General features: G+C 62.6%; 23 protein-coding genes and 3 pseudogenes. 14 read left to right on the forward strand and 12 right to left on the reverse strand.

Going from position 1 to position 23,024, the window contains the following annotated elements; translation table 11 throughout:
- The first annotated feature begins 2 nt into the window (after window positions 1-2).
- From K3F48_RS17005 to K3F48_RS17015, 3 genes and pseudogenes are all read left to right on the forward strand, one after another.
- Window positions 3-697: pseudogene (locus tag K3F48_RS17005) on the forward strand (response regulator).
- Window positions 694-2,319, forward strand: coding sequence for an ATP-binding protein (locus K3F48_RS17010; RefSeq protein WP_370631442.1), 1,626 nt, complete (start codon window positions 694-696; stop codon window positions 2,317-2,319). The pseudogene K3F48_RS17005 and the gene K3F48_RS17010 overlap by 4 nt, the downstream one beginning before the upstream one ends.
- The gene (locus tag K3F48_RS17015) at window positions 2,316-2,711 is read left to right on the forward strand and encodes a DUF2809 domain-containing protein (RefSeq protein WP_222576626.1); all 396 of its coding nucleotides are present in this window, start codon (window positions 2,316-2,318) and stop codon (window positions 2,709-2,711) included. Before K3F48_RS17010 ends, K3F48_RS17015 begins: the two co-directional genes overlap by 4 nt.
- A 46-nt stretch (window positions 2,712-2,757) precedes the next feature.
- Here K3F48_RS17015 and K3F48_RS17020 read toward each other — a convergent pair whose 3' ends face one another.
- Window positions 2,758-3,663 carry a LysR family transcriptional regulator gene (locus K3F48_RS17020; protein WP_222576627.1) on the reverse strand — a complete coding sequence of 302 codons (906 nt, stop codon included), beginning with the start codon at window positions 3,661-3,663 and terminating at the stop codon, window positions 2,758-2,760.
- Here K3F48_RS17020 and K3F48_RS17025 point away from each other — a divergent pair.
- Window positions 3,662-3,964: a hypothetical protein gene (locus K3F48_RS17025; protein ID WP_222576628.1), complete on the forward strand. Its 303-nt coding sequence runs from the start codon at window positions 3,662-3,664 to the stop codon at window positions 3,962-3,964. The two genes, K3F48_RS17020 and K3F48_RS17025, sit on opposite strands and share 2 nt — an antisense overlap.
- 36 nt (window positions 3,965-4,000) lie before the next feature.
- Window positions 4,001-4,723, forward strand: a pseudogene (locus K3F48_RS17030) (aldo/keto reductase).
- Between the two features lie 186 nt (window positions 4,724-4,909).
- Here the strand turns inward: K3F48_RS17030 and K3F48_RS17035 are convergent.
- Complete coding sequence (locus K3F48_RS17035; protein WP_222576629.1) at window positions 4,910-5,308, reverse strand: tautomerase family protein; 399 nt, start codon at window positions 5,306-5,308, stop codon at window positions 4,910-4,912.
- A 95-nt stretch (window positions 5,309-5,403) separates the two neighbouring features.
- Here K3F48_RS17035 and K3F48_RS17040 point away from each other — a divergent pair, with 95 nt between their 5' ends.
- Window positions 5,404-6,261: a LysR family transcriptional regulator gene (locus K3F48_RS17040; RefSeq protein ID WP_222576630.1), complete on the forward strand. Its 858-nt coding sequence runs from the start codon at window positions 5,404-5,406 to the stop codon at window positions 6,259-6,261.
- Window positions 6,262-6,472: 211 nt separating this feature from the next.
- Here K3F48_RS17040 and K3F48_RS17045 read toward each other — a convergent pair whose 3' ends face one another.
- The 4 genes and pseudogenes from K3F48_RS17045 to K3F48_RS17060 form a co-directional block, all read right to left on the reverse strand.
- The gene (locus K3F48_RS17045) at window positions 6,473-6,706 is read right to left on the reverse strand and encodes a hypothetical protein (RefSeq protein WP_222576631.1); all 234 of its coding nucleotides are present in this window, start codon (window positions 6,704-6,706) and stop codon (window positions 6,473-6,475) included.
- Between the two features lie 314 nt (window positions 6,707-7,020).
- Window positions 7,021-7,222: pseudogene (locus K3F48_RS24980) on the reverse strand (heavy metal-binding domain-containing protein); the annotation flags it as partial.
- Entirely contained in the window at window positions 7,222-8,415 is a 1,194-nt protein-coding gene (locus tag K3F48_RS17055; protein ID WP_370631443.1) for a PHB depolymerase family esterase, read from the reverse strand. The pseudogene K3F48_RS24980 and the gene K3F48_RS17055, both read right to left, overlap by 1 nt.
- A gap of 9 nt (window positions 8,416-8,424) precedes the next feature.
- Window positions 8,425-8,844 (reverse strand): CopG family transcriptional regulator, encoded by a 420-nt coding sequence (locus K3F48_RS17060; RefSeq protein ID WP_222576648.1) that lies wholly within the window; start codon window positions 8,842-8,844, stop codon window positions 8,425-8,427.
- Window positions 8,845-9,164: 320 nt separating this feature from the next.
- Between K3F48_RS17060 and K3F48_RS17065 the strand changes: the two genes are divergently transcribed.
- From K3F48_RS17065 to K3F48_RS17075, 3 genes are all read left to right on the forward strand, one after another.
- Window positions 9,165-9,704, forward strand: coding sequence for a hypothetical protein (locus tag K3F48_RS17065; RefSeq protein ID WP_222576633.1), 540 nt, complete (start codon window positions 9,165-9,167; stop codon window positions 9,702-9,704).
- Window positions 9,705-9,847: 143 nt separating this feature from the next.
- Entirely contained in the window at window positions 9,848-10,312 is a 465-nt protein-coding gene (locus tag K3F48_RS17070; RefSeq protein ID WP_222576634.1) for a GNAT family acetyltransferase, read from the forward strand.
- A 31-nt stretch (window positions 10,313-10,343) separates the two neighbouring features.
- A complete protein-coding gene (locus K3F48_RS17075; RefSeq protein ID WP_222576635.1) occupies window positions 10,344-11,162 on the forward strand; it encodes a transglutaminase family protein in 819 nt (272 codons plus the stop codon).
- A gap of 231 nt (window positions 11,163-11,393) precedes the next feature.
- Here the strand turns inward: K3F48_RS17075 and dps are convergent, their stop codons facing one another.
- From dps to K3F48_RS24470, 4 genes are all read right to left on the reverse strand, one after another.
- Window positions 11,394-11,873, reverse strand: a complete 480-nt coding sequence (dps, locus tag K3F48_RS17080) for a DNA starvation/stationary phase protection protein Dps (protein ID WP_222576636.1) — start codon at window positions 11,871-11,873, stop codon at window positions 11,394-11,396.
- A gap of 137 nt (window positions 11,874-12,010) precedes the next feature.
- On the reverse strand, window positions 12,011-12,169 hold the full coding sequence (locus K3F48_RS17085; RefSeq protein ID WP_222576637.1) for a DUF3309 family protein: 159 nt from the start codon (window positions 12,167-12,169) through the stop codon (window positions 12,011-12,013).
- Window positions 12,170-12,210: 41 nt separating this feature from the next.
- Complete coding sequence (locus tag K3F48_RS17090) at window positions 12,211-12,603, reverse strand: translational machinery protein (RefSeq protein ID WP_222576638.1); 393 nt, start codon at window positions 12,601-12,603, stop codon at window positions 12,211-12,213.
- Between the two features lie 153 nt (window positions 12,604-12,756).
- Window positions 12,757-13,080 (reverse strand): hypothetical protein, encoded by a 324-nt coding sequence (locus K3F48_RS24470; RefSeq protein WP_255609257.1) that lies wholly within the window; start codon window positions 13,078-13,080, stop codon window positions 12,757-12,759.
- On the opposite strand from K3F48_RS24470, the gene K3F48_RS17095 reads away from it, so the two are divergent.
- The 5 genes from K3F48_RS17095 (at window position 13,022) to K3F48_RS17115 (ending at window position 20,264) form a co-directional block, all read left to right on the forward strand.
- The gene (locus K3F48_RS17095; RefSeq protein WP_255609253.1) at window positions 13,022-17,236 is read left to right on the forward strand and encodes a CheR family methyltransferase; all 4,215 of its coding nucleotides are present in this window, start codon (window positions 13,022-13,024) and stop codon (window positions 17,234-17,236) included. The two genes, K3F48_RS24470 and K3F48_RS17095, sit on opposite strands and share 59 nt — an antisense overlap.
- 806 nt (window positions 17,237-18,042) lie before the next feature.
- The gene (locus K3F48_RS17100; protein WP_222576640.1) at window positions 18,043-18,237 is read left to right on the forward strand and encodes a CsbD family protein; all 195 of its coding nucleotides are present in this window, start codon (window positions 18,043-18,045) and stop codon (window positions 18,235-18,237) included.
- Between the two features lie 229 nt (window positions 18,238-18,466).
- Window positions 18,467-18,613 (forward strand): DUF3096 domain-containing protein, encoded by a 147-nt coding sequence (locus tag K3F48_RS17105; RefSeq protein WP_222576641.1) that lies wholly within the window; start codon window positions 18,467-18,469, stop codon window positions 18,611-18,613.
- Window positions 18,614-18,809: 196 nt separating this feature from the next.
- Window positions 18,810-20,018, forward strand: coding sequence for a hypothetical protein (locus K3F48_RS17110; RefSeq protein WP_222576642.1), 1,209 nt, complete (start codon window positions 18,810-18,812; stop codon window positions 20,016-20,018).
- An 18-nt stretch (window positions 20,019-20,036) separates the two neighbouring features.
- Entirely contained in the window at window positions 20,037-20,264 is a 228-nt protein-coding gene (locus K3F48_RS17115; RefSeq protein WP_222576643.1) for a hypothetical protein, read from the forward strand.
- 176 nt (window positions 20,265-20,440) lie between these two features.
- Here K3F48_RS17115 and K3F48_RS24985 read toward each other — a convergent pair whose 3' ends face one another.
- On the reverse strand, window positions 20,441-21,955 hold the full coding sequence (locus K3F48_RS24985) for an RHS repeat-associated core domain-containing protein (RefSeq protein ID WP_370631444.1): 1,515 nt from the start codon (window positions 21,953-21,955) through the stop codon (window positions 20,441-20,443).
- A 98-nt stretch (window positions 21,956-22,053) separates the two neighbouring features.
- Window positions 22,054-22,458, reverse strand: a complete 405-nt coding sequence (locus tag K3F48_RS17125) for a hypothetical protein (protein WP_255609246.1) — start codon at window positions 22,456-22,458, stop codon at window positions 22,054-22,056.
- Window positions 22,459-23,024: the final 566 nt, after the last annotated feature.

Here is a 23,024-nt window from a genome sequence, read left to right on the forward strand (position 1 = left end):
CCGTGGCCAAACGCATTCTCGTCGCCGACGATGATTCCCACATCCGCGACATCATCTGTTTCGCGCTGGAGAAGGCCGGCATGAAGACGGTCTCCGCCTGCGACGGCGCCGAGGCGCTGCGCCGCTTCGGCGAGGCGGCGCCCGATCTCGTCGTGCTCGACATCGGCATGCCCGAGATGGACGGCCTCGAAGTGTGCCGGCGAATCCGCAAGACATCGGATGCGCCGATCCTGTTCCTCTCCGCGCGCGACGAGGAGATCGACCGGGTGATCGGCCTCGAGATCGGCGGCGATGATTACGTCACCAAGCCATTCAGCCCGCGCGAATTGGTGGCGCGCGTCAATGCGATATTGAAGCGAACGCAGGCCCGCCCCTCGCCGGAGACCGCGCCGCTGTCGCGCGGCGATCTCACCCTCGAACCGAACGCGCATGCCGCGCGCTTCCGGATGCAGCCGCTCGCCCTGACGGCGATCGAATTCGCAATTCTGAAGACCCTGCTCGCGCGCCCCGGCATGTGTTCACGCGCGATCAGATTCTCGATGCCGCCTATGGCGGCGCGATCCATGTCGCCGACCGCACGATCGACAGCCACATCCGCAATATTCGCGCGAAATTCGCCGCTCTCCATTGCGACAATGCGATCGAGACAGTGCATGGCGTCGGCTTCCGCATCGGCCGCTGCGAGGCGAGCGCGTGATCGATCGGCCGTCGAGCATCGAGGTCCCGCGCAAATGGCGCCCGAGCGTCGGCCTGATCGTGGCGATGGTGATGGTCGCTGCTTTGGCGCTGCCGCTCGCAGGATTGTTCTTCTTCCGCATCTATGAGAACCAGCTCATTCACCAGACGGAGTCGGAGCTGATCGGACAGAGCGCGGCCCTCGCCGCGGTGATGCGACGCGAGATCGAAAGCGCGCCGGAGAATTTCGTTCTCGGCGCCGAGATCGCCGCGCCAGCGAGTGTTTCCGATGAGCGCTACACGCCGATCATGCCGACGCTCGATCTGACCACAGACCATATGCTGGGACAAAGGCCCGAGGCGCTGCCCGCCGCAACGCCGGCCACCGCCGGATTCGTCGCGCTCGGCGCGCGCCTCACGCCCGATCTCGTCGCGATCCAGCAGGTCACGCTCGCCGGCTTTCGTCTCATCGATCCCCGAGGCGTCGTGATCGCCAGACGCGAGGAGATTGGACTGTCGCTCGCCCATGTCGAGGAGGTCGCCGACGCGCTTCAGGGGCGGTTTCGCAGCGTCATGCGCGCGCGGATTTCAAAGCACGCGCCGCCGCCGCTCTATTCCTCGAGCCGTGGGACGGGGGTGCGCATCTTCATCGCCATGCCTGTCGTCCTGCGCGGCCGCGTCGCCGGCGTCGTCTACGCCTCGCGCACGCCGAGCAATATTTTCAAGAGCTTTTATGAGGAGCGCGGGAAGGTGGCGCTCGCGGCTCTGACCATTGCGGGCCTCGCTCTGCTGATCGGCTTCGTGTTCCTGCGAACCATCACGCGGCCGCTGCGCGAGCTGACGCGCCGCACGGCCGCGATCGGTCGCGGCGACCGCAGCGCGCTGCGACCGCTCACCCATCACGGCGCGACGGAGATCGCGCAATTGTCGCAGAGCTTTCTCGACATGGCCGCGACGCTCCAGAATCGCTCGGACTTCATCGCCACCTTCGCCGCCCATGTCTCGCACGAATTGAAATCGCCGCTGACATCGATACAGGGCGCGGCGGAGCTGCTGCGCGACGATCTCGATTCGTCGCTCCACGGCATGAGCGCCGACCACCGGCGCCGCTTCCTCGACAACATCATATCCGACACGGAGCGGCTGACGGCGGTAGTGAGACGGCTGCACGAGCTCGCCCGTGCGGAAGCCGCGCCGACCGAAGGACAGACGAGGATCGCCGACGCGCTCGCCGATCTGCGCTCGGGCTTTTCGACTCTGGACATAGAGACGAATGGCGATATCGACCTGCCGATCCGCATGTCGGCGGAAAGCGCCCGCATCGTGCTCTTCCATCTCGCCGACAATGCGGCGCGCCACGGCGCAACGCTTCTGACGATCACGGCCGCGAGACAGAGCGACGCGCTGCATGTCGCGGTCCGGGACAATGGCGCGGGCGTCTCACCTGCCAATCGTGACAAAATCTTCGACAACTTCTTCACGACGCGGCGCGACAGCGGCGGCACCGGCATGGGCCTCGCAATCGTGCGCGCCCTGCTGCAAGCCCATGGCGGAACCATCGCTCTGGCCGAGGACGCTTCGCCGGCCGGCGCCACGCTCGTTTTGACGATTCCGCTCGCGGAATCGAACGCCGCGCGATCATGAGAAAGCGGCTGGCGATCTGCGCCGCGATCATCCTCGCCGGACTCTCGCTGCGCGCCTTCGGGCTTGCACTCGGCCTGCCGGCCGTCGTTGTAAAATATGGTGGCTCCATCCTCTGGGCGGCGATGGTGTATTTCATCGTCGCCCTGTCGCGAGGCGATCGGCCGCGATGGCGGAACGCAGTGGCGGCGATGTCGATCGCGATCGCGGTGGAAGCCTTCCGGCTCTATCACACGCCCTGGCTCGACGCCTTCCGCCTGACGCTTCCCGGCGCCCTGCTCCTCGGCCGCATCTTCTCGGCCTGGAACATTCTCGCCGACGCCACCGGCGTCGCGCTGGCGACCGCATGCGATCCCGGCGCGAGACCGGCCCAGAGCCGATGGCGTCGCGCGTGATCGCCTCTATCGACGGCGGCTTCCCGCCCCTGAAGCGAGCGGCCGCCTATTCGACCTTTCCACGCTCTGCGAGGAAATCGAGCAGCGCCCGCACGCGCGAGGGTAACGGGCCGCCCTGACCGATGTGGATGGCGTGAAAGGCTTCGCGATCGCCGGGGTCGAGAGGTTCGAGCACGGGCGCGAGACGGCCGGCGGCGATGTCGTCGCGCACCGTGAAGGCGGCGAGACGGGCCAGTCCGCCGCCGCCGAGCGCGAGATGCCGCAGCGCCTCGCCATCGCTCGCCTGCACGCGGCCGGCGACGGGGACGACCACTGTCTCGCTCCCCTTCTTAAACGGCCAGCCATCGACCGAACGGACGTAACAGAAACCGAGGCGATGGTGACCGGCGAGATCCTCGATCGTCTTCGGCTCGCCGAAACGCGCGAGATAGGACGGCGCGGCGACGATCATCATCGCGGTGTCGCCGAGCTTGCGGGCGACGAGGCTCGAGCTCTTCAACGGACCCGCGCGCACCCCCACATCGGTGCGTTCCGCCAGGAGATCGACGATCTCATCGGTTTGCGCCAGATCGAGCGTCACGCCGGGGTAGCGCTCCAGGAAATCGGGCAGGATCGGCGCGAGGATATGCGTGGCGTAGGAGGCGCTGGCGTTGAGCCGGATGCGCCCGGCCGGCTGCTCGCCGGCGCCGGCATTGCGCTCGGCGTCCTCGATGTCGGCCAGAATGCGGGTCGCCCGTTCATAGAAGGCGCAGCCCTCCGGCGTGAGCTGGAAGGCGCGCGTGGAGCGGTTGACGAGGCGCGCGCCGAGCCGCGCCTCGAGCCGGGCGACGAGCTTGCTCACGGCCGAGGGGGTCATGCGGCAAACGCGGGCGGCGGCGGAAAACCCGCCCTGTTCGACCACGCGGGTGAAGACATCCATCTCGCCGGAGCGGTTGATCTCGGGTCGCGCCATGGTCTTTCAATTCATAAATGATGTTCCTGTCAGCATTCTATATCGCCTGAAGCCGAACCTCTATCTCTGGCCCGACACCATCGCGGGACGGATCATGCCTTTGGCGCTTTATGTTCTGACGGCCGGGGCCTTTGGTCCTAATGGCGCATGGCGCCCGGCCTCGCCTTGCCCATGGCCGCCGTCGTGCTCGTTTGCTTGCGTGGCGGCGCCGCTGTTGGCCGCGTTCTTCCCGCTCGCGGCGATCCTCGTCGCCGGGCTCGCGGTCAGCCAGGATCGCGCCGTGAAGCGCGTCGCCTGCTGAAGCCGCCTCACCCCCCACTCCACGAAAGGACACCCCATGGAAACGCGCTTTCTCGGCCGCTCGGGGCTGAAGGTCCGGTCCTCGGCTTCGGCGTCGCCACCTTCGGCGGCACGGGCCCGCTGTTCGGCAATTGGGGCACGAGCGACGCCATCGAGGCGCGCCGCCTCGTCGACATCTGCCTCGAGGCCGGCGTCAACCTGTTCGACACGGCCGATGTCTATTCCAATGGCGGATCCGAGGACGTGCTCGGCGCGGCGATCGAGGGCCGGCGCGACGCCGTGCTGATCTCGACCAAGACCGGCCTGCCGATGGGCGACGGGCCGAACGACGCCGGAACGTCGCGGCGCCCTCGTCTGGAGCCCGCTCGGCTGGGGCCGGCTGACCGGCAAGATCCGGCGTGGCGCGCCCTTGCCGGAAGGAAGCCGACTGCATGAGACGGCTCGATTCGGACCGCCGGTCGACGAGGAACGCCTCTATCGCGTCATCGACGTTCTCGACGAGCAGACCGAAGAGACCGGCAAGGCCGTGCCGCAGATCGCGCTCAACTGGCTGATCCATCGTCCGACGGTCGCATCCGTCATCATCGGCGCGCGTAATGAAGCTCAGCTCCGGCAGAACCTCGGCGCCGTCGGCTGGGCGCTCACGCGAGAGCAGATCGCCCGGCTCGACGCGGCGAGCGCCGTCATGCCGCCGTATCCGCATTTCCCCTATCGAATCCAGGAAGGCTTCGCACGTCGCAATCCGCCGATCATCGGCTGATGGAGGCGGCCGAACTGTCGCTGCGCGCCTTTTGGCGAGGGTTCGGCCTGCCGGCCATCCTGGTGAAACAAGGCAACTCGGTCCCCTGGGCGGAAATGTTCGATTTTCTCGTCGCTCCGTCGCGAGGCGATCGCCATCTCGAACAGGATGGACCAGCGTTGGCCATTCGACTGCGCCGCAGCCGCGTCATCGACTCGCATTGCGTCGCGCGTATTGCGCGAGGCCGAGGCCGAGGGACCAATTCTCTTTCGCGACCTCGACGAGGCTCACGAACACGTCCTCCGGCCGGACGCCGGGGCTTTTGCCGAGCAGCTCCGCGATCCGCCGGAACAGCGCTTTCTTCTGTTCCACGGTGCGGGTGTTGTTCGCGGTGATCTGGACGAACACGAGATCGTCGCTCCGGGCGATGCCGAGATAAGACGCGCCGTAGCGGAAATTTGTAGTGTCATGCTCCGTAATGGTCATGAACTGGTTGTCTTCGGGCACGTCGAATGTTTCGTACATGGCGCGGGCAAGGCTGTCGAAGATCGCCTGCCGGTAGGCTTCCGGCTTTCCGGCGCGTAGTGAAATGGAAGTGAGCGGCATTGCGGGTCCTTTCCATTTTGTCCTGGCTTGACATTAAACGTCGTCTGAACATTTTGATATGCTATGGATATATATATCAGCGATAACGGCCAGAAATGAACGAGCGTCCTCTCGACTTGGATTCCGTCCGGGCTTTCATTCGCATCGCCGAGCTCGGCAGTTTTACGCATGCCGCTGAAGCCATGCGGACGACGCAGGCTGCGGTCAGCTTGAAGCTGAAGCGGCTCGAAGAGAGGCTCGGCTGCCGGCTCGTCGAGCGGACGCCCAGGCATGTGCGGCTCTCGGCGCAGGGCGCAGCCTTCCTCGAACACGCCCGTGAGCTTTTGCAGGTACACGATCGCGCGCTCACCGTATTTGCCGGAGCTCGGCAGCGCCTCACCATCGGCATCAGCGACCATGTTGCTGGGCCGGAGCTCCCCGCGCTGATCGCGCGCATGAATGCGCAAGACCCGCAGCTGTTGATCGAAATCCGGATCGGATCGTCGGGCGACCTGCTTCAAAGCTTCGACCGGCGGCAACTCGACACGGTGATCGTCCGCCTGCAGGTCGGACGGAGCGACGGAGAGATTCTCGCCGAAGAAAAATTCGGCTGGTTCGCGGCGCCGAACTGGCGGCATCGCGCGGGCGAGCCCTTACCGCTTGCTACGATGGCCGAGCCCTGCGGCGTGCGGGCGATGGCCGGACAGCTTCTCGATATGGCGGGCGTGCCTTGGACGGAAATTTTCGTTGGCGGCGGCGTGACGGCGGTCGCCGCGGCCGTCATGGCGGGGCTCGGCGTTGCCGCATTGGCTCCGCGAATGCTGCCATTTGGCGCAGTCGATGTAGGCGCGAAGCTCGGGCTTCCCGATTTACCGCGCTTGCCAGTTCTGCTTCACTCGAGGGTCAAAGATGGCCGGCCGCGAGATGCGCTTGCCGCGCTTTCTGCTGCTTTCAGGAGTGCGGTGCGGGGCTAGGGCTTACCTGCCCGAACTCTCCCGTGGCCTGTCGATCGAGCGGAGGTTCGCGCCCACGCTTTCATCATCTCCGAACGTTTGGGCAGTGCGCCGAGAATCGATGGAGCCATTCACCCGGGTCCGGCGAATGATTGCTCCTGGGAGTTTGGCTATAGGGGCTGCAATTGGCGCCTTCCCTGCCCGGCGACGCGACCCTTCGCGCCCGTCGCCCTCAATAATTCAGCGTCGTTCCGGCGATGTGGAAGACCAGGAAGACATAGGCGATGACGAGCCCGCTCGCCGCCAGCCCGCTCTGGTGAAGGCGCGTCCACCGCCCGCCGACGCGCCGGCGCCAGAAATCACACGGAAAGCGGAAATGACAATCGAGAGCTGCGGGCAAAGTCGCCAGCGCATGTCCATTTTCCAATGCGGGCTTCCCGCGGCGATAAATTAGTAATATGCTCATCGAGCAATATTCAGGGAATGTAAAAAGTCGAAATGCCTCCGTTCTGATGCACGATACCTCAAGCGCATGATCGAAGGCTGTAGCGTATATTCGGGTGTTGTGGGGAAAGCCGGTCCGCTACCAGTTCGCAAATATTACAATATAATCAATATATTAGCTGATTTCATGCCACCAATTCCGCCACCGAGCCGCTACCACTTTTACTATTGCGGCGTACACGCGCGCGGAATGGCGCGAGTTCGCCGATGGCAACCTCTTTCGTCGGAATTTGCAAAAGCCGCGGGAGCCCGGACGGCTGTCGATCGCTCCGTCATCTCGGCGCTCGTAACGACGGGCTCGAGCGCCATTCCGCAGATTGGACAATTGCCGGGCTGCGGCTGCCGGATCTGCGGATGCATCGGGCAGGTGTAGATCGCATCCGGGCGAGCCTCGCCCAGCGTTGTCCCCGAGAGCGGTCCCCGCCGGAGCAGGCGCGCGCCCCTCATGCGAGTGGTGAGTGGGGTCGTCCGTGTGGATCAGTCGCTCGGCTGTCTTTCCAAGAAAAAGCGAACCATTTCCCGCGACGCATTCGGGCCATGCGCATCCGTGTAAGAGCCTCTGGAATCGCCGCCGGACCAAGCGTGTCCGAGGCCTTGGACCTCCCAATGTTCGACGAGCGGAATTCCGGCCGCGTCTGCGACCATCGTTCGTCGAAACATTCTCCCGCCTCTTTCGTCCTCCGCGAACGAGATCTTGGCGCCATCGCCGATGCTCGAATGGACGTCGGAGAAAATCAGCTCCCCATTCGAAGGATGCACGGTGTGATCGGCGGTCCCATGAAAGACGATGGTACGAACCGCGTCCGCCATGCTTCGGGTGTCGGCTCTCGGCGCCGAGCCGCGCATAGCCGCGAAGGCGGATATGACATCGGTGGCGGCGCCGAAGGCGAGGCCCGAGTGAACACCCGTCGCCGCATAAAGCTCTGGATAGGTTGCGCCCATCACGACCGCCATCGCTCCTCCGGCGGAAAGTCCCGCGATAAAGACGCGACTTGCATCGACGGCGTGTTCAGTGATGACGCTGCGCGTCATTCCGGCGATGATGCTGGGCTCGCCCATGTCGCGAATTTGATCCCCGTGATTGAACCAGTTCCAGCATCCCGCATTATTCGCGCTGGTGGTTTGTTCCGGGTAGACCACGATGAAGCCGCTCTCTTCGGCGAGATCGTTCATGCGTGTTCCGACCGCGAAATCATCCGACCCCTGCGTGCAGCCGTGAAGCATTACGATGAGGGGGGCGTGTTTCTCGAGGCTGCTCGGGAGAAAGATTTTGTAGTCGCGCGAACCGGCGGCGCAGGAGAAATTGCGCGAAAGGTAGGCTGCGCCCTCCGGAATCATAGGCCGAACACGCCTTCTCGAAGGAGCCCCCGGGAGCTTCGCTTTTCGAAGAAGCTCGACGGTCTCCCTCAGCGGGCGCCGAACGCGAGCGCGAGGATTGCGCTGCGCCGGAGCGTGCGAACTTTCCGAGTTCGCTTCACTGCGTGAGAAGCTCGAGGGAGCCTCGAGCAGCAGAGCGCCGGTCCGGCGCTCATCGGGAGAAGAAGCGCCCCTCACGGCGATCTGAATCTGGCGAGTCGCCTCCAGGAGGCTTTGCGCGCGGGTCAGCTCGGTCGCACGAAGCATAGCGTCGAGGAAAGTCGTTTTCATTGTGCTTGCTCCACTTCGAGCCATGTCGGCGTCTCACGCGAATCGGTCGGCCAGCGCGGTTTTGACCGCGCTGCTGGCCTGGAGCGCGCCCAGCACCGTGATGGATTCGATTGTCGCGAGCGCGAGGTCGGGCGGAACGTCATCGTCGATCGTCGCAAGCCCGAGAACGCGAATCCGCAACCTTTCTCCCGCGGCCTTCACCGCTTCGAGATCGCGACGGGAATATCGGCGCAGCCCCATCTCGAGCGTTCGCCGGATGACGGATTGTTCGACAGCGCCGGAATGGTTCGCGAGCTGATTCCGAATCGCCGTGCGTATGAAGTCGCTGCGATTCGAAAAGAAGCCTTCGCTCACCAACAAGTCTATGCGACCGAGATCGACATAGCCCAGGTTGATGGTGATCTTTTCCGTATCGCCGACTTTTTCATTGGTTCGAGCTGTCGCCTTCGCCATCTCTCCACCATCCACCTGGATGGAAATGGGAGCCGCCGCCGCCATTTCAAGCGGGAAGGCCGTTTTCTCGCGGGCGATAGTGCGCGCAGGACACGAAACGCGGGGTCTCAAATCTCTACAAGAGTCGGATCAAGCATAGAGAATTACTACTTCTTGGCGCTATCGGCCTGTCGTCCAGGTCACGTATGACGAATTCGACAGGCAACCAGAATTGTAACGACGATGCCCAGTATTTGGGTAGATTCCGAGGCTCGCGCGACCGCCGGGCTTTCACGAGGGTGACGGCGCTCTCTCTCATTGGAATAAAAAGGAAAGCAATCATGAAATATCATGCAATCATGAGCGCGGCGGCGGCGCTTGGCGTGGCGCTTTCATTGACGCTGCCGGCCGACGCCGGTGAGCGAGACGGCCGCGGCGGCCACGGCATAGGCGCGGGCCAAACCCGCATGCGTGGAAACTTCAGCGGATCGCGAAGCGCCCATGAGGCTCGACACGGGCAATTCGGCTCGGGACGCACGTTCGTCGGGCGTTCGGTTTCCGCGCCGCACGGCGGTCTTTTCCAAGATTATTCGCATCGCCCAAATCACGCCGCCTACGATCGCGGGTTCTTGCCCGGCGGCATCTTTTTTCCGCTGGCCGTCATCGCCGCAGGGCTCAGCGCTCCATTTAATGGCAATTATGGGTTCGGTGGCGACCAGACAGGCGGTTACATGATCGCTCCTGCCGCGGCAGAGTATGCCTATGGGAACTACTGTGCGACCGACGTCAAGACCTGCCTGCTGTACGAGCCGGCCGCAACAGGAGTGAACTGCTCGTGCCGAGTGGCGGGTGGTCGGGCATATGGATCAGTCATCCAATAACCTTGTCTCGCATCGAGACGGCAACGGGTCGCCGCGAAATGAGTGTCTGGTGGTCGGTTGGACACGCTTTCCGCGGCACGCCCACTACGGTCGAGTAAACAACGCCGCATCGAGGTGAAAACGCAGGGAGGACTGGCCGAGTGATGGCGCTTCTGTCACGGGTGACATTCGGGGTCGTGAGCGCAGTGTTGATGCTGCTGGCGCTGGCGCTCGTCGCATTTGGCGCGCTCGAGCTGATCGCCGAGCTGAGGAAGTCTTGGCATGAGGGCGGCAATGCGCTGCTTACGGCGATCGGCTATGTCGTCATTGCGATAGCGGTCTTCGACGTCGCCAAATATTTCGTGGAAGAAGAAGTCATACGTCGCCCTGGGACGCCCACCACGTCCGAGGCGCGGCGCAGCCTCGCAAAGTTCATCTCGACGATCGTCATCGCCGTGTTCATCGAAGGTCTGGTCATCGTATTTCAGGTGAGCAAGCAGGACGTAGCGCAAATGCTCTATCCGACGGCTCTGCTCGTGACGGCCGTTCTCATCGTGCTCGGACTTGGCGTTTACCAGCGACTGAACGTCGAGGTAGAGCGCCAAAGCGATCGAATTCAAAAAATGTGAATCCGACCTGCGAAAACTGGAGCAATGGCTTATGAAACTTCGCATCGGCTATGAGCTTCGATACGACTTTCCGCAGCCGACGCCGGCCATCTTGACGCTCAACGTGCATTTCACGCGCGTTTCGGATCTGTCTCGTCCCGACCATATCTCGATCACTCCTGCGGCTCCGATCTCGGGATACCGCGACAGCTTCGGCAATTGGTGCAGCCGCGTCGTTCTGGGGCCGGGCCGCACGCTCATCTCGACAGACGCGCTGATACGCGACTCTGGTTTGCCGGATAGCGTCACTTCGGGAGCTTACCAATTGCCGGTCGAGAGCCTGCCGGAGGAAACGCTGGTCTTCCTATTGCCTAGCCGCTTCTGCGAGAGCGACCGACTTTTAGAGCTCTCATGGACGCTGTTCGGCGCCGCGACGCCGGGATGGGGGCGAGTGCAGGCGATCTGCGACTTCGTGCATAATCACATCTGCTTCGGCTACGAGCACGCGCGGGCGACGCGGACGGCGTGCGAGGCCTATGAGGAGCGTCACGGCGTCTGCCGTGATTATGCGCATCTGGCCATCGCCTTTTGCCGCGCGCTGAACATTCCGGCGCGCTACTGCACCGGCTATCTCGGCGACGTGGGCACGCCGCCTCCCTATCCGCCCGGGGATTTTGCTGCGTGGTTCGACGCCTACATCGGTGGCGATTGGCAAACATTCGATCCCAGAAACAACACGCCGAGGATCGGGCGCGTTTTGCTGGCGTGCGGGCGCGACGCGGCGGATGTGGCGATGGTGACGACCTTTGGCCCCAATAAGCTGGAAAATTTTCGTGTCTGGACCGACGAGGTCAGCGAAGACGCCGAGTGATCCCTGGATGTCGTGAGCCGGCGCTTCCCCCCTCGACGTCTGCAGATCTGCGAGGGTCGAGCTCGCGCGTCTCATCATTCGTGGGCGCCACGGCCGCTCGACTTTCGTCGTCCCCTCCGGCGCCGCCCTCGTTCACCCAGACTTCGATACGTTCACGCATGCCTTGCCGCCGAAAATCCGCCTCCGGTTCTCCGGCGGCGGATCCGTGCTTGCGCCAATTCCGAAGCGTCTTCATTTCGGAGTCCGATGCGACTCGACAAGCCAGAGCTGCTGATCGACGCCACGCGAGACTTCGGTGAACAGGTCGGCCGTGTCAGCGTCGGCATAGCTCGTGGCGAGACCGATGGCCTCTCGGGCGGACTGGCCGAAGGCCGCGAGCGCGCTCGAAACGGCGAAGACATGCTCGCTGCAATCCGCGATGCAATGAGGATAGGGAATGAGGAAGGAGCGTTCGGCCGCGGTTTGAACCGTGCCATAAGCGGCGCCGCCGAGCCCGCCGGCGCGTTCGGCGATCAGATCGGAATAATCCTCGACAGCGCCGGCCACTCGGTCGAAGAGTTCGTGAATCGCGATGAAGCCCGGCCCGCGAACATTCCAATGCGCCTGCTTCACTTGGGCGTGCAAATCGATCGCCGCCGCAAGATGCTTGTTCAAGAGCACGACGGACTGAACGCGAATGTTCTCGGACAATGTGTTATGTGTCTGCTGCATGGTCGTGTCTCCTCATGTGAGCGGCAAGACGAGCGGACGACGTCTGCTCGCGCCCGCGCAGAAGGCGCCTGTCGTTCACGTTGCGGCGTGCAGGCTTTCATGAAGCTGCAAACGCGCCGACATCTCCCGGAGTCGATCTAGAGCCGGCCGAGTAGAACGAGAATGAGCACGACGACGAGAATCGTTCCCAAGATTCCAGACGGACCATAGCCCCAGCTGGAGCTGTGCTGCCAGCCTGGGAAGGCGCCGACGAGCAGCAGGATGAGAACGATGAGGAGGATGGTTCCGAGGGACATCGGGATTTCCTTTCTTACGAGCAGGTTACGAGGTTGCACATTCAAATCCGCGAGCGTCGCCGATCATCGGCGCCGAAATAGATTCGCGCGAGGGCGACCAAGGCGCCGCTGCCGGGATGATCGATCGTCTCGATGCCGGCGATGCGCCCCGCAAGGTCTAGATGGCGATGCATGACATGGGCGGCCAGCTCCGATTTGGCGCTTTCTGGACCTGTGATCAAAATTGCCCTCGCGTCTGCGATCGCCCCGGCGATCCGTTCGAAGTAGTCTTGATCCTCGGGCCTATCGCTACCGAACGAGCTTGCCTCGTGACGGATGCGACGGGCCGGATCATGCGGGCGGATGACGAGCCGATCGATCTCTGTTGCATTGAAATGGAAGACTTTCGCTTCCTGGCGGTCGATCCACACGATCGCGTAAAAATGGGCGTTCATATTGGGCGTTCTCGGCTATCGTCTAGAAGCATCGGCAAAGCATCAGGATCGCTTCCACACACGCCTCACGCCGTCGAATCCGATCATTGGATTATGATCCCTACGCCAAGGCGCAGGCAGCTTCGGAAACTACTCGAGGCGGCAGATGGCGAGCTATTCCGACGAAAATGCCTCGACCAAGCTCGCCTTGCCGCATTTGTGAATCCGAGCGGCGTCCGATGTGCTAATATGAGTAGTTGCGTTCCTGACGACACTTGCCCGAGCAACAGGGTGAAGAAGGTCAGGTGATATCATGACGAGCTCCACCGACCCTTTGTTCAGCGAAACAAAGGTGAAGAGCACGAGTCTCCGCAAAGGACGCAGATCGACGACGAAAATCACCTTCCCGATCGTCGGGATCGGCGCTTCGGCCGGCGGGTTGGGTGCGTTTCGGCGCTTTCTCGACGCCCAGACGCCGACCAGCGGAATGGCTTTCATGATGATCCAGCATTTGGATCCGACGCATCCCAGTCTAATGGCGGACCTGCTCTCGAACCATACGAGCATGACCGTCGCACAAGCTTCGGATGGCATGCCGCCTCGGCCAGACCATGTGTACCTCATCCCCCCGGGAACTTCTCTCGCGATCAGCGAGGGGCTGTTGCGAATTTCGAAGCCGAGGGAACCGCACGGCGCTCGGCTGCCCTTCGACTTCTTCCTCGACTCGCTCGCCGAAGCCTGCGGCCGCCGTGCAGCCTGCGTCGTCTTGTCGGGGACCGGCGCCGATGGCGCTAGAGGGCTTCTCGCGATCAAGCGAATGGGCGGCCTGGTGATCGCTCAGGACCCGCAGGAAGCCGACTTCGACGGAATGCCTCGCAGCGCGATCGCGACCGGCGCAGTCGATCTCATCGCGCCGGTCGCGGACATTCCAGACGCCGTCTTCAGACATTTTCATCCCGCACATCCCGAAGCCGCCCCACCGGCAAAGGCGGTCGACGAGCCGGCCGCCTCTGATGCCTTCTCGGAAATCATCGAGCTTCTGAGAGAGCGGACCTCTCACGATTTCAGCGTCTACAAGCGGGGCACGTTGGAGCGTCGTCTCGCCCATCGCATGGGCGCGGCGCATGTCGAGGGTCAATCATCGTATTTGAAACTCCTGCGCGCAGATCCCGGCGAAGCCGAGCTGCTTCGCCAGGATCTGCTGATCGGCGTCACGCAATTCTTCCGCGACAAGACGACCTTCGATTTCCTGGCCGAAGACATCATTCCCGATCTCGTAAAGCAGCATTCGCATACGCGGCCCATTCGCGTCTGGTGTCCAGGCTGCAGCACTGGCGAAGAGCCTTATTCCATCGCCATGCTGTTCTTGGAGGCGTTCGCCGCGGCGAACCGCCCAGAGGCGCTTCAGGTCTTTGCATCCGACACCAATGCGGACGCCGTGGCGTTCGCGCGCGACGGCCTTTATCCGGATACGATCGAGGCGGATGTGGAGCCCGGCCGGCTGGCCCATTTCTTCACGAAGGAGGACGGCCATTATCGTGTTGTTCGCGAATTGCGCGACACCGTGGTGTTTACGATCCACGACATACTGACGGACGCCCCATTCTCCTGCATGGATCTCGTCTGCTGTCGCAACCTTCTCATCTATTTGCAGCCGGCGGCGCAACACAAGGTTCTGTCGTTCTTCCATTTCGCCTTGCGTGCCGGCGGCGTGCTGATTCTCGGAGAGTCCGAAACGGTCGGTTCGGCGGGCCGATTCAAAGCCGTTTCTGAAAAGCATCGGGTCTATCGTCATATTGGCCGCAGCCGGCCAGGGGAGATCGCCTTTCCGGTCGGCGCCGCAGCCGGCGGCCGCGCCTTGTCGTCCGCGGCGGCAAAGCTCCCCTTCAGACGAGCATCGGATTTCGACGATCTGTCACGACGCGCTCTGTTCGAGGCCTTCGCTCTCGCCTCTGTGCTGATCGACGCTCGCCATGAATGCCTGCATTTTTCGGGATCGGCCGACAAATATCTGAAGGTCGCCTCAGGCGCCGCCAGCAAGGATCTGCTGGCGATGGCCCGTGAAGGTCTGCGTCCCAAGCTGCGGGCGGCAGTCGAGCGCGCCCGCCGCGACCATGCGCGGACTGTCGTCAGGGGCGCTCATCTGGAAAAGGATGGCGATGGGACAGCTGTCTGCATCGTGGTCCAACCGGTCACGTCGGACGACGAGAAAATGCTTCTCGTCAGTTTTCTCGACGACTCCTTGTCGAGCCCGAAAGCGGATCGATCGTCGGCGGGGCCGGCGGATCTCTCGCGCGTGATCGAACTGGAGCGCGAGCTAGAGGATGTCGGCAAAGAGCTCGAAGCCGCGCTTCAGGATCTCGACAGCGCGAAGGAAGAGCAAAAGCGCATCAACGAGCAGGCGATGTCCCTGAACGAGGAGGCGCAATCGACCAATGAAGAGCTGGTGACATCGAAGGAGGAGCTGCAATCGCTCAACGAAGAGCTGACGGCTTTGAACAGCCAGCTCTACGAGACGTTGGAGCGCCAGCGCAACACCTCCAACGATCTCCAAAATATTTTGGAAAGCTCGGGAGTAGCGACAATCTTCCTGGATACGGATCTCAGGATTCGGTTCTTCACGCCTGCGGCGAAGTCGCTGTTCCGGGTGATCGCCACGGATGTCGGCCGACCTCTGGCCGATTTCACGTCGCGCACCGCCGACAGTGATCTGATCCCCGACGCCTCGAAGGTCCTCACGACCTTGGCGCCGATCGAAAGAGAAGTCTCGACCCTGAGCGCCACATGGTACAAGCGCCTCATAACGCCGTATCGCACCCATGAAGGCTCGGTCGAAGGCGTCGTGATCACATTCACGGACATCACCGACAGCAAGCGCGCCGCGGAAGCTCTCGCCGCCGCCAAGCTGGCCGCCGACCACGCCAATGCCGCCAAGTCGCGTTTCCTGGCGGCCGCAAGCCATGATTTGCGGCAACCGTTGCAAACCATCCGCCTGCTGCAAGGATTGCTGGCCACGAAATCACACGAGACCGACGAGCAGACGCTGCTGAAACGTCTCGACACCGCGGTCGGCGCCATGTCGGGAATGCTGAACACGCTGCTCGACATCAATCAGCTCGAGGCGGGCGTCATCCATGCAGAGATCGAGAGCTTTCCGCTGGATGAGCTGTTCGAGCATCTCGCCTCGGACTTCGGCTATCACATGCGGGCGCAGGGCCTCGATTGGCGCGTCGTGCCGAGCAAATGCATCGTACGCAGCGATCCGAGGCTGCTCGAGCAGATTCTTCGCAACCTTCTGTCGAACGCCGTGAAATTCACCACGCGCGGCAAGGTGCTGCTGGGATGCCGTCGCCATGGCGCGACAGTGAATATCGAGGTCTGGGACACGGGCCCGGGAATTCCGCCGGAGCATCGCTCGGCGATCTTCGACGAGTTTCGTCAGATCGACAACCCGGCCCGCGAGCGCAGCAAGGGGCTCGGCCTCGGACTTGCCATCGTGCAGCGATTGTCCAGCCTTCTCGGCCATCCCATCGATCTGCGATCGCGTCCAGGGCGCGGCTCGATGTTCAGCATCGCCGTGCCGCTCGCAACGGGGACGCCGCCGGCCGCCGAGCCTTCAGGGCAAAAGCCCAGCTTCGAGAGCGCCGTGGGCAACGTCACGATTCTCGTCGTCGAGGATGATCCCACCATTCGTGAACTTCTCGAGTTGCTGCTGCGCGACGCCGGCTATCATCCGATCAGCGTCGTCGACGGCGTCGCAGCGCTCGCGTCCGCCGAATGTCCCGACCTCGTCGTCGCCGACTTCAATCTCCCGAACGGACCGAACGGCGTCGAGGTCATCGCCGAGCTGAGACAAAGATTCGAGCGGAAAATTCCCGGCATTGTACTGACTGGGGATATTTCGACTGAAACTCTGCACGCCATCGCCAGCCGCGCCTGCACGCATCTCGACAAGCCCGTCGAGACGACGAAGCTGCTCTGCGCTATTGCGCATCTCCTCGGCGAGCCGACGCAAATGACGACCCCTGACGGGGCGACGGAAGCATCCGGAATCGCGCCGCTCGTCAATGTCTTCGTGGTCGACGACGACGCGAGCATACGCGACGCCATCCGTGACATGCTCGCGGCGCATGGCTGGTCGGTCGAGACCTTCGCGAGTTGCGACGCATTTCTCCATGCCTTGCGGCCGGGGCAGGGGGGATGCCTGGTGATCGACGCGCTTCTGCCGGAAATGGATGGGTTCGAGCTTCTTTCCCGGCTCGAGGCCGACAAGATCATGCTGCCATCGATCATGATCACCGGGCACGGCGACATATCGATGGCCGTGAGAGCCATGCAGGCCGGCGCCTCGGACTTTCTCGAGAAGCCATTCGGTCACGAGGAGCTGATCGCGAGCATCACACATGCGCTGGCGCAAAGCCGCGAGTCCGAGCCCTCATCCGAGCGACGCGCGGCCGCCGCGCGATTCACCGGCCTGACCGCGCGTCAAAGGCAAATTCTCGATCTCGTGCTCGCCGGGCATCCCAGCAAGAACATTGCCGCGGATCTCGGCATCAGCCAGCGTACGGTCGAGAACCACCGCGCGGCGATCATGCGCAAGACCGGATCGCGTTCTATTCCTGCGCTGATACGCTTGGCCGTCGCTGCGGGCTGAAAGCGGCCCGACGACATGATCGGGAGAGCCGGCGCGAAAACCTTCAGCGGCCGCCCGGCCTCGAAGCGCGCGCGGAGCCGCCGGCTTCGGATCGAACTCCTCTCCGGCTCGTACGGAGGAACCCGGCGGAGGACGGAAAGGAAACGACTTGCGACGGCCCGCGCAAATTTCGAACGACGACGACAGCGACACGCTCGGAGAGAAACCGGCGCAGCACGATCAGCAAATCGGCCGCTTGCTTCGAGGCGCCGAGGTCGAGTGAAGCGCGAATATCGGCGACGATCATATCGCGCACGGCCTGCCAGCCTCTCTCGTCATGAAGGCGATAGCTGGCATGAAGGGAATCATGCCTGGCGGTCGGGCTCACGCCCAACAACATTTCGTTGGAGTGGAGGCCGGTCAATGCAGCGCATTGCGTGGGGGTAATTTGCTCGGACGTCATGGCGGAATCCTTTCTCGACGATGGTCCGGATAAAGAAAATTCGCGTCTCCTCTGTTTGCCGATGGCGTCGGCTCCTCGCGACGTCGTCCGCCGCGGTCGCATCGCATAGAGAGCGACGATGCTTGCTCTCTCCGGCCTTGGCTGTCGCGATGGAGCGCTCATCTCATTGATGCGGGACCGACCCTAGATATCGCTGGAGGGCGCGCCAGACACGGAAACTACTCGAGCCGATCAATCGGGTAGAAAGTGCGCCATGGCGCCCAGCCGCGCTCCATCGGCGTCGCACGATGAGTAGTTTCCGGCGCTGCGTCCAGTCGCTGGCCTAGAGTACAAGGTAGATGACGAATAAACAGGAGCACAAGTCATGGATAAAGAAACCATCAAGGGCGCAGGACAGAAGATCAAGGGCAAGATCGAAGAAGTCGCGGGGAAGGCTCTCGGCGACAAGGAGCTCGAGCTGCAAGGCAAGGCCGATCAGCTCGGAGGCGCGGTTCGCAGCGCCGTCGGAGACGCGAAGGATACGATAAAAGACGCGATCGTGGACGCCAAGAAAGTCTAGGAAGTTCAGCCACGGCGGGCGGCGCGTCGTCATCTCGGCGACGGGCCGGTCTCCAGACCTCTTTTTGTCGAGGCCGGTCTCGGTCGCTAAATCGCGGCCGGAGAAATTGTGCCGTCGAGCTGAGCGATGTCGATCGATCTCCGATTGCGACTTCGCTCCGTCGACATATTTTTAATTTGCGATCTTGTCCGTAAATTCTGCCGAAGATAACTCCCAAGGAGCAGCCGCCATGAACATCAGCATCGAGCATCTCCAGCCGATCGTCTCCCTGCTCGCCGGCATTCTCATTCTGATCATGCCGCGGCTTCTCAACTACATCGTCGCTATTTTCCTGATCGTATCGGGAATTCTCGGCCTCGGATGGATCAGAGGATGACGCCGCGGTGATGCGGCTCATCGTGCTCATTCGCAGGAACGGATGCAGTAGCGTATGTTTGGGCGTTGTGGGGAAAGCCGGTATCGCTTCTCCGCTACCACTCGTCCGCCGAACGGAATTCATGCGCCGAAATCAATAGCTTGCGTCGGGAGGCAATCCCGACCTCCCACAGCGCGGCGCGTTCCTGCTGGCGCAGATGCGGGCCTGTCTCGATCGCGGCGCTCCGGTCGACGCCGACGCGCTCGCCGCCATGGAGCACTATGTGCGCACACGGCCGACAGAAGCCCGCATGCTCGCCGCCGATCCGGTCGAGATCTGTCCTGGCTTCGCTGAAACCTGGAAGCCGTTCGTCGACGAGAATGTCGCCGGCGAGAACGGCCATCGCGCCAAGGCCGAGGACGACAGCTTCCGTCGCGGCTTGGCCGTCGGAAGACAGACGGCGTTCGGCGATGTCGATGCGCGCTCGGCCGTGATCGGAGCGGACAAAGTCGCCGTCGGCCGCGGCGCTCGCGACGATGTCCTGCGCCGGGACGTGAGCCTGGCGCCGAGCCGCGCAATCCCCGCCGACGCTTTCCGGCACTCCTCAGTCGCCGCAGCCGACGAAGCGACGCCGTCTTGCTTCACCGTCGACGACTCCCTCGCGCCGACCGCCCCGGATGAGGTCCCTGTCGTCCAGGACGCCGGCAGAGCCGGGCTCACCGCCCCGACCGCCGAAGCGGCCAAGCCTGTCGCGACGCCCCCAGAAGAGGCCGAGGCGCGATCTGCGGACACGGCGATCGCGGTCGTCGACCTCGGGGCGTTGGACGAGTTCCTTCCCGAACCGGCCGATTCGCTCTCGGTCGCGCTCGAAAAATTCCTCGCTCGCGAGAAGAAGCGCCATGGTGACTATCGCGCGAGCGAGCGCTTCGGGCTCGTCCTCACTTTCGTCATCGCCGTCATCGGCGACAAGCCGGTCTCCGCCGTCACGAGGCGCGACCTCGGCAAGATCGATCTCATTCTGCCGGAAATCCCCAAACGGACCAATATCCCCAAGGAGCACTGCGTCTCCCTCGCCGCTCGTTATCTTTATGCCCAGAAGAACGGATGGGAAGGGCTCGAGCGCCTTGCGGAAAACACGCTCAGCAACCGCTACCACACGACCCTCAACACGTTTTTCGATTGGCTGTACCAAAAGGAAGCCCTGCACGAGCAGCCGTATCGTTTCGAGTTTATTCAAAAGAACAATCCCGAGCAGGTCGATCGCGACGTCTTCGCGCCGGAGGAGGCGATCCGGCTCGCGGGCTTGCCGCTGTTCACCGGATGCGAGTCGCTGTCGCGCGTCTGGAACTCCGGCGACATGTTCATTCAGGACGCCCGCTATTGGGGCTATGTCCTCGCGCTGAAGCTCCCTAAAGACCAACCCTGAAGGTGCGTCCCGGCGCAAATGCGCGGACGTTTCGGCCAGCCGCCGCCTGAACGCAGTGTCGTCGCCCTGGGCGGCGTCGCGCTCGGAAACGAGCTTCGTGACGTCCGCGACGCGGTCGACCGCCAGATTATAGAGGCCGACGTCACGGAAGATCGCGAGCAGGTCGCAGAGTTCCACGCGCCCGAGCGTGCCGAGACCGGCGACGATGGTCCATGGAGGAACGCGTGTCATCGAAAACCCTCTTAACAATCGGCTCACCACTCACGCCCTCGGCGAGCCAGCAAAGTTTGCCGTCATCGATTCCGCCCGACTCGAGAAAGTTCGATCTTCGAAGCGGTGGAAATTCCGAACGCCTCCGTGCGGCCCGCCCACGGAACAAGCTCGACGGCGTCATGCGGTACAAGACCGCGAGCGACGTCAAATCATGTCGCCGAGGCGATGCTTCGGACATCTCGAATATCCGCTGCTAACACGTCCCGGAACGACAGTCCTGCATCCATTCGAAGCGTGTCTACGCCCTTAAAACCATAAGTGCGAGTCAACGTATGCTCAGCCTGTGTCATAACCAAAGCGCCGCCTTCGTTGTAGCCGGTGCGTCCCGCTGCTGCCTGCGGTATATGATGTGCTGTTAGGCCATCACCCTTGATGCCCTTCAACGCACCGAACGCCCCCGCCTGGCCAGCTTTTACTCCCTGTGCCGCCCCTCTACCGGCAGCGATCGTCGCTCCCGCCCCAGCCGGCACGCCCGGTAGGACCACCGCTGCAACATCGACTCCCAAACCCGCCGCATCAATCCCTGCGCTTGCGAAATTTCCATGAAAAAGATTATCGAATAACGAAACTAGGCCCATCACGACATTGGGAATATCCCACACATAAGTCTCGGGTGTCACCAACGTTCCCGTCGGGTCCACGGCGTTGAGCGGGTTGTTATTCGCATAGGCATAGGTGTTGATCCCGCCCTCGAGCCCGATGGGGTCGGTCTCGACATAGCGGCCGAGGGCGGGGGAATAGTCGCGGAAGCCATTGTTGTGCAGGCGCGTCTCGGAATCGTAGATCTGGCCCGGGAAGCGCAGGTCGTGCGAGAAGCCGGCCGCCGCCACAGGCGCGCCATTGCCGAACGGGTCGTGGTCCCACAGCCAGACCCTCTGGTTCGCCGCATTGACGATCTCATGCGGCGCGCCGAGATGATCCGGCATGATCGAATAGGCCGCGCCGCCCTGCAGCGTCGCCACCGGCAGGTCGCCGAGCCAGACGATTTCCTCCCGCGCCGCGCCGCTCGCGTCATAGGTCCCGAGCAGATGGCCGGCAAGGTCGTAGAGATAAGCGGTAAAGTCGCTGGCCCCGCTCGTCCCCCGCGTCTTCGTCACGCGCTGGCCGAGATCATTGACGCCATAGCTGGTCACGAGCCCGCCGACGCTGGCCTCCACGAGGCGGTTGCGCGCGTCATAGGCGAGAAAGAAGACGCCGGACTGCTTCGTCATCACGCCGGACGGGAGATAGGAGAAGGCCTGCCCCGATGTGGACCACTCGATGCTGATCAGGCGGTTGCTGGTCGGCGTGACATTATAGGAGACATCGCCGGCCGAGATGCGGTTGCCCGAGGCGTCATAGGCATAGAGGATCGAGGTCGAGCCGCTGGCGTATTTCGTCAGCCGGTTGTCGCGGTCATAAGCGAAGACCTTGGTCGGGCGTCCGCTCTCGGCGATCGACTTGATCCGGCTGCCGGCGTCATAATCATAGGTGAGGGCGTTTCCGGTCGAGGAGGTGATTTTGGCGATGCGCCCGTCGAGATCGAAGCTGCGGACATAGGAGGCGCCCGACGCGCCGGCGTCCCAGGAGGCGACGGCGCCGAAGGCGGCATAGGAGATCGACCCGAGCAGCGCCGCCGTCGCCTGGCCCGGCCGCTGCAGATTGATCGCGACAGGCGGGACCACTGAGAGAATGAGGAATATCGTATCATGTCACCGTAATTCCCCGCAATTCATGCCATGTCATCGCAATTATGCGTAACTCTCATCGTGCGCTCAGAAAATCACATATTTACCAATTTTTGAACGACCGCGAAAGATGGAGTTGCCTCGGTCAATACGTCTAGGCACGTCCAGCCTGTGACGAAGCGGTAATGTCTCAATTTCGGCCGTGTGAGCCTCAGCGCCTCAGATTGCTGAGCCCAGAAAGCCGAACCCGTGACTTCGTAAGCGAGGTTATCGGGGACAAGCCCGACCATCGGCGTGTCCATTTCAGTGCTCATAGCCATTTCGTCAAGCAAGCGCACAACTTCGACGCCATCAAAGCTCAGCCGCAGCAGACGTTCAGGATTGGAAGGGATCAGAAAATCGACGCAGACCTTGCGACCTTCGTGCAAATGAAAGTCAGCGATGTCGCTTTGACTTGATCTAACTTCAATCGGAATTGGTATTGGCGTCAAGTTTGGCACTAGCGCCACTCCAGTTCATTTCGTTCGCCAAGGAGCCAGCTGATCACAAGCACGTTTAACTGTTCCATGGCTACCTTCCCAGATTGTACTTTAGGACTTGGCCGGCGGGTCCAGTATATTGCACGCCGCTCGCGCCTGTGCTTGTTTGTGTAGATCGTATATATAGAACACTGACCGTTCTGCAGTATTGTCACGAGACCATTTGAGCCTGTCGTAGTGCTTGCAGCGTAGCCATTTGACTGTAGATTTGCAGAAAACTCGTTGGCTGTAACGTTCGTGTTAATGCCTTTTAAGCCCCCTGCGGTGTCCCATGTCGAATTAGCACCGATAATATTTGTGGCAGCTGTAGCGCCTTCGGCCGTTGCTTCCGCAGCCCCTCTGCCGAGAGCGATAGCGGTCGCCGCTCCGCCCGGCACGACCGGTACGACAGCCGCGACGAGATCAATCCCCAAACCTACTCCATCGACTCCGGCGGCAAAATAATTCCCATGATCGTGTCCCAGAGCGTGGTGTAGCTGGATCGAGGCGGACACTGGGATTTCCGGCTTTGGCCGGCAGGATCAGGC

This window comes from Methylosinus sp. Sm6, from assembly GCF_019802345.1.
GTDB lineage: Bacteria > Pseudomonadota > Alphaproteobacteria > Rhizobiales > Beijerinckiaceae > Methylosinus.

What these genes read in the sequence shown, in the direction of transcription:
- K3F48_RS24470 (WP_255609257.1), bottom strand. Translation starts at nt 13,080, where the DNA reads ATGAAAGCCATTCCGCTGGTCGGCGTCTGGGCGTCGAGAAAGCGCCGA.
- K3F48_RS17115 (WP_222576643.1), top strand. Translation starts at nt 20,037, where the DNA reads ATGCGCGGACGTTTCGGCCAGCCGCCGCCTGAACGCAGTGTCGTCGCC.
- K3F48_RS17015 (WP_222576626.1), top strand. Translation starts at nt 2,316, where the DNA reads ATGAGAAAGCGGCTGGCGATCTGCGCCGCGATCATCCTCGCCGGACTC.
- K3F48_RS17075 (WP_222576635.1), top strand. Translation starts at nt 10,344, where the DNA reads ATGAAACTTCGCATCGGCTATGAGCTTCGATACGACTTTCCGCAGCCG.
- K3F48_RS17105 (WP_222576641.1), top strand. Translation starts at nt 18,467, where the DNA reads ATGAACATCAGCATCGAGCATCTCCAGCCGATCGTCTCCCTGCTCGCC.
- K3F48_RS17055 (WP_370631443.1), bottom strand. Translation starts at nt 8,415, where the DNA reads ATGGCTCGAAGTGGAGCAAGCACAATGAAAACGACTTTCCTCGACGCT.
- K3F48_RS17040 (WP_222576630.1), top strand. Translation starts at nt 5,404, where the DNA reads ATGAACGAGCGTCCTCTCGACTTGGATTCCGTCCGGGCTTTCATTCGC.
- dps (WP_222576636.1), bottom strand. Translation starts at nt 11,873, where the DNA reads ATGCAGCAGACACATAACACATTGTCCGAGAACATTCGCGTTCAGTCC.
- K3F48_RS17025 (WP_222576628.1), top strand. Translation starts at nt 3,662, where the DNA reads ATGGTCTTTCAATTCATAAATGATGTTCCTGTCAGCATTCTATATCGC.
- K3F48_RS17085 (WP_222576637.1), bottom strand. Translation starts at nt 12,169, where the DNA reads ATGTCCCTCGGAACCATCCTCCTCATCGTTCTCATCCTGCTGCTCGTC.
- K3F48_RS17060 (WP_222576648.1), bottom strand. Translation starts at nt 8,844, where the DNA reads ATGGCGAAGGCGACAGCTCGAACCAATGAAAAAGTCGGCGATACGGAA.
- K3F48_RS17045 (WP_222576631.1), bottom strand. Translation starts at nt 6,706, where the DNA reads ATGAGCATATTACTAATTTATCGCCGCGGGAAGCCCGCATTGGAAAAT.
- K3F48_RS17090 (WP_222576638.1), bottom strand. Translation starts at nt 12,603, where the DNA reads ATGAACGCCCATTTTTACGCGATCGTGTGGATCGACCGCCAGGAAGCG.
- K3F48_RS17035 (WP_222576629.1), bottom strand. Translation starts at nt 5,308, where the DNA reads ATGCCGCTCACTTCCATTTCACTACGCGCCGGAAAGCCGGAAGCCTAC.
- K3F48_RS17065 (WP_222576633.1), top strand. Translation starts at nt 9,165, where the DNA reads ATGAAATATCATGCAATCATGAGCGCGGCGGCGGCGCTTGGCGTGGCG.
- K3F48_RS17020 (WP_222576627.1), bottom strand. Translation starts at nt 3,663, where the DNA reads ATGGCGCGACCCGAGATCAACCGCTCCGGCGAGATGGATGTCTTCACC.
- K3F48_RS17070 (WP_222576634.1), top strand. Translation starts at nt 9,848, where the DNA reads ATGGCGCTTCTGTCACGGGTGACATTCGGGGTCGTGAGCGCAGTGTTG.
- K3F48_RS17110 (WP_222576642.1), top strand. Translation starts at nt 18,810, where the DNA reads ATGCGGGCCTGTCTCGATCGCGGCGCTCCGGTCGACGCCGACGCGCTC.
- K3F48_RS17100 (WP_222576640.1), top strand. Translation starts at nt 18,043, where the DNA reads ATGGATAAAGAAACCATCAAGGGCGCAGGACAGAAGATCAAGGGCAAG.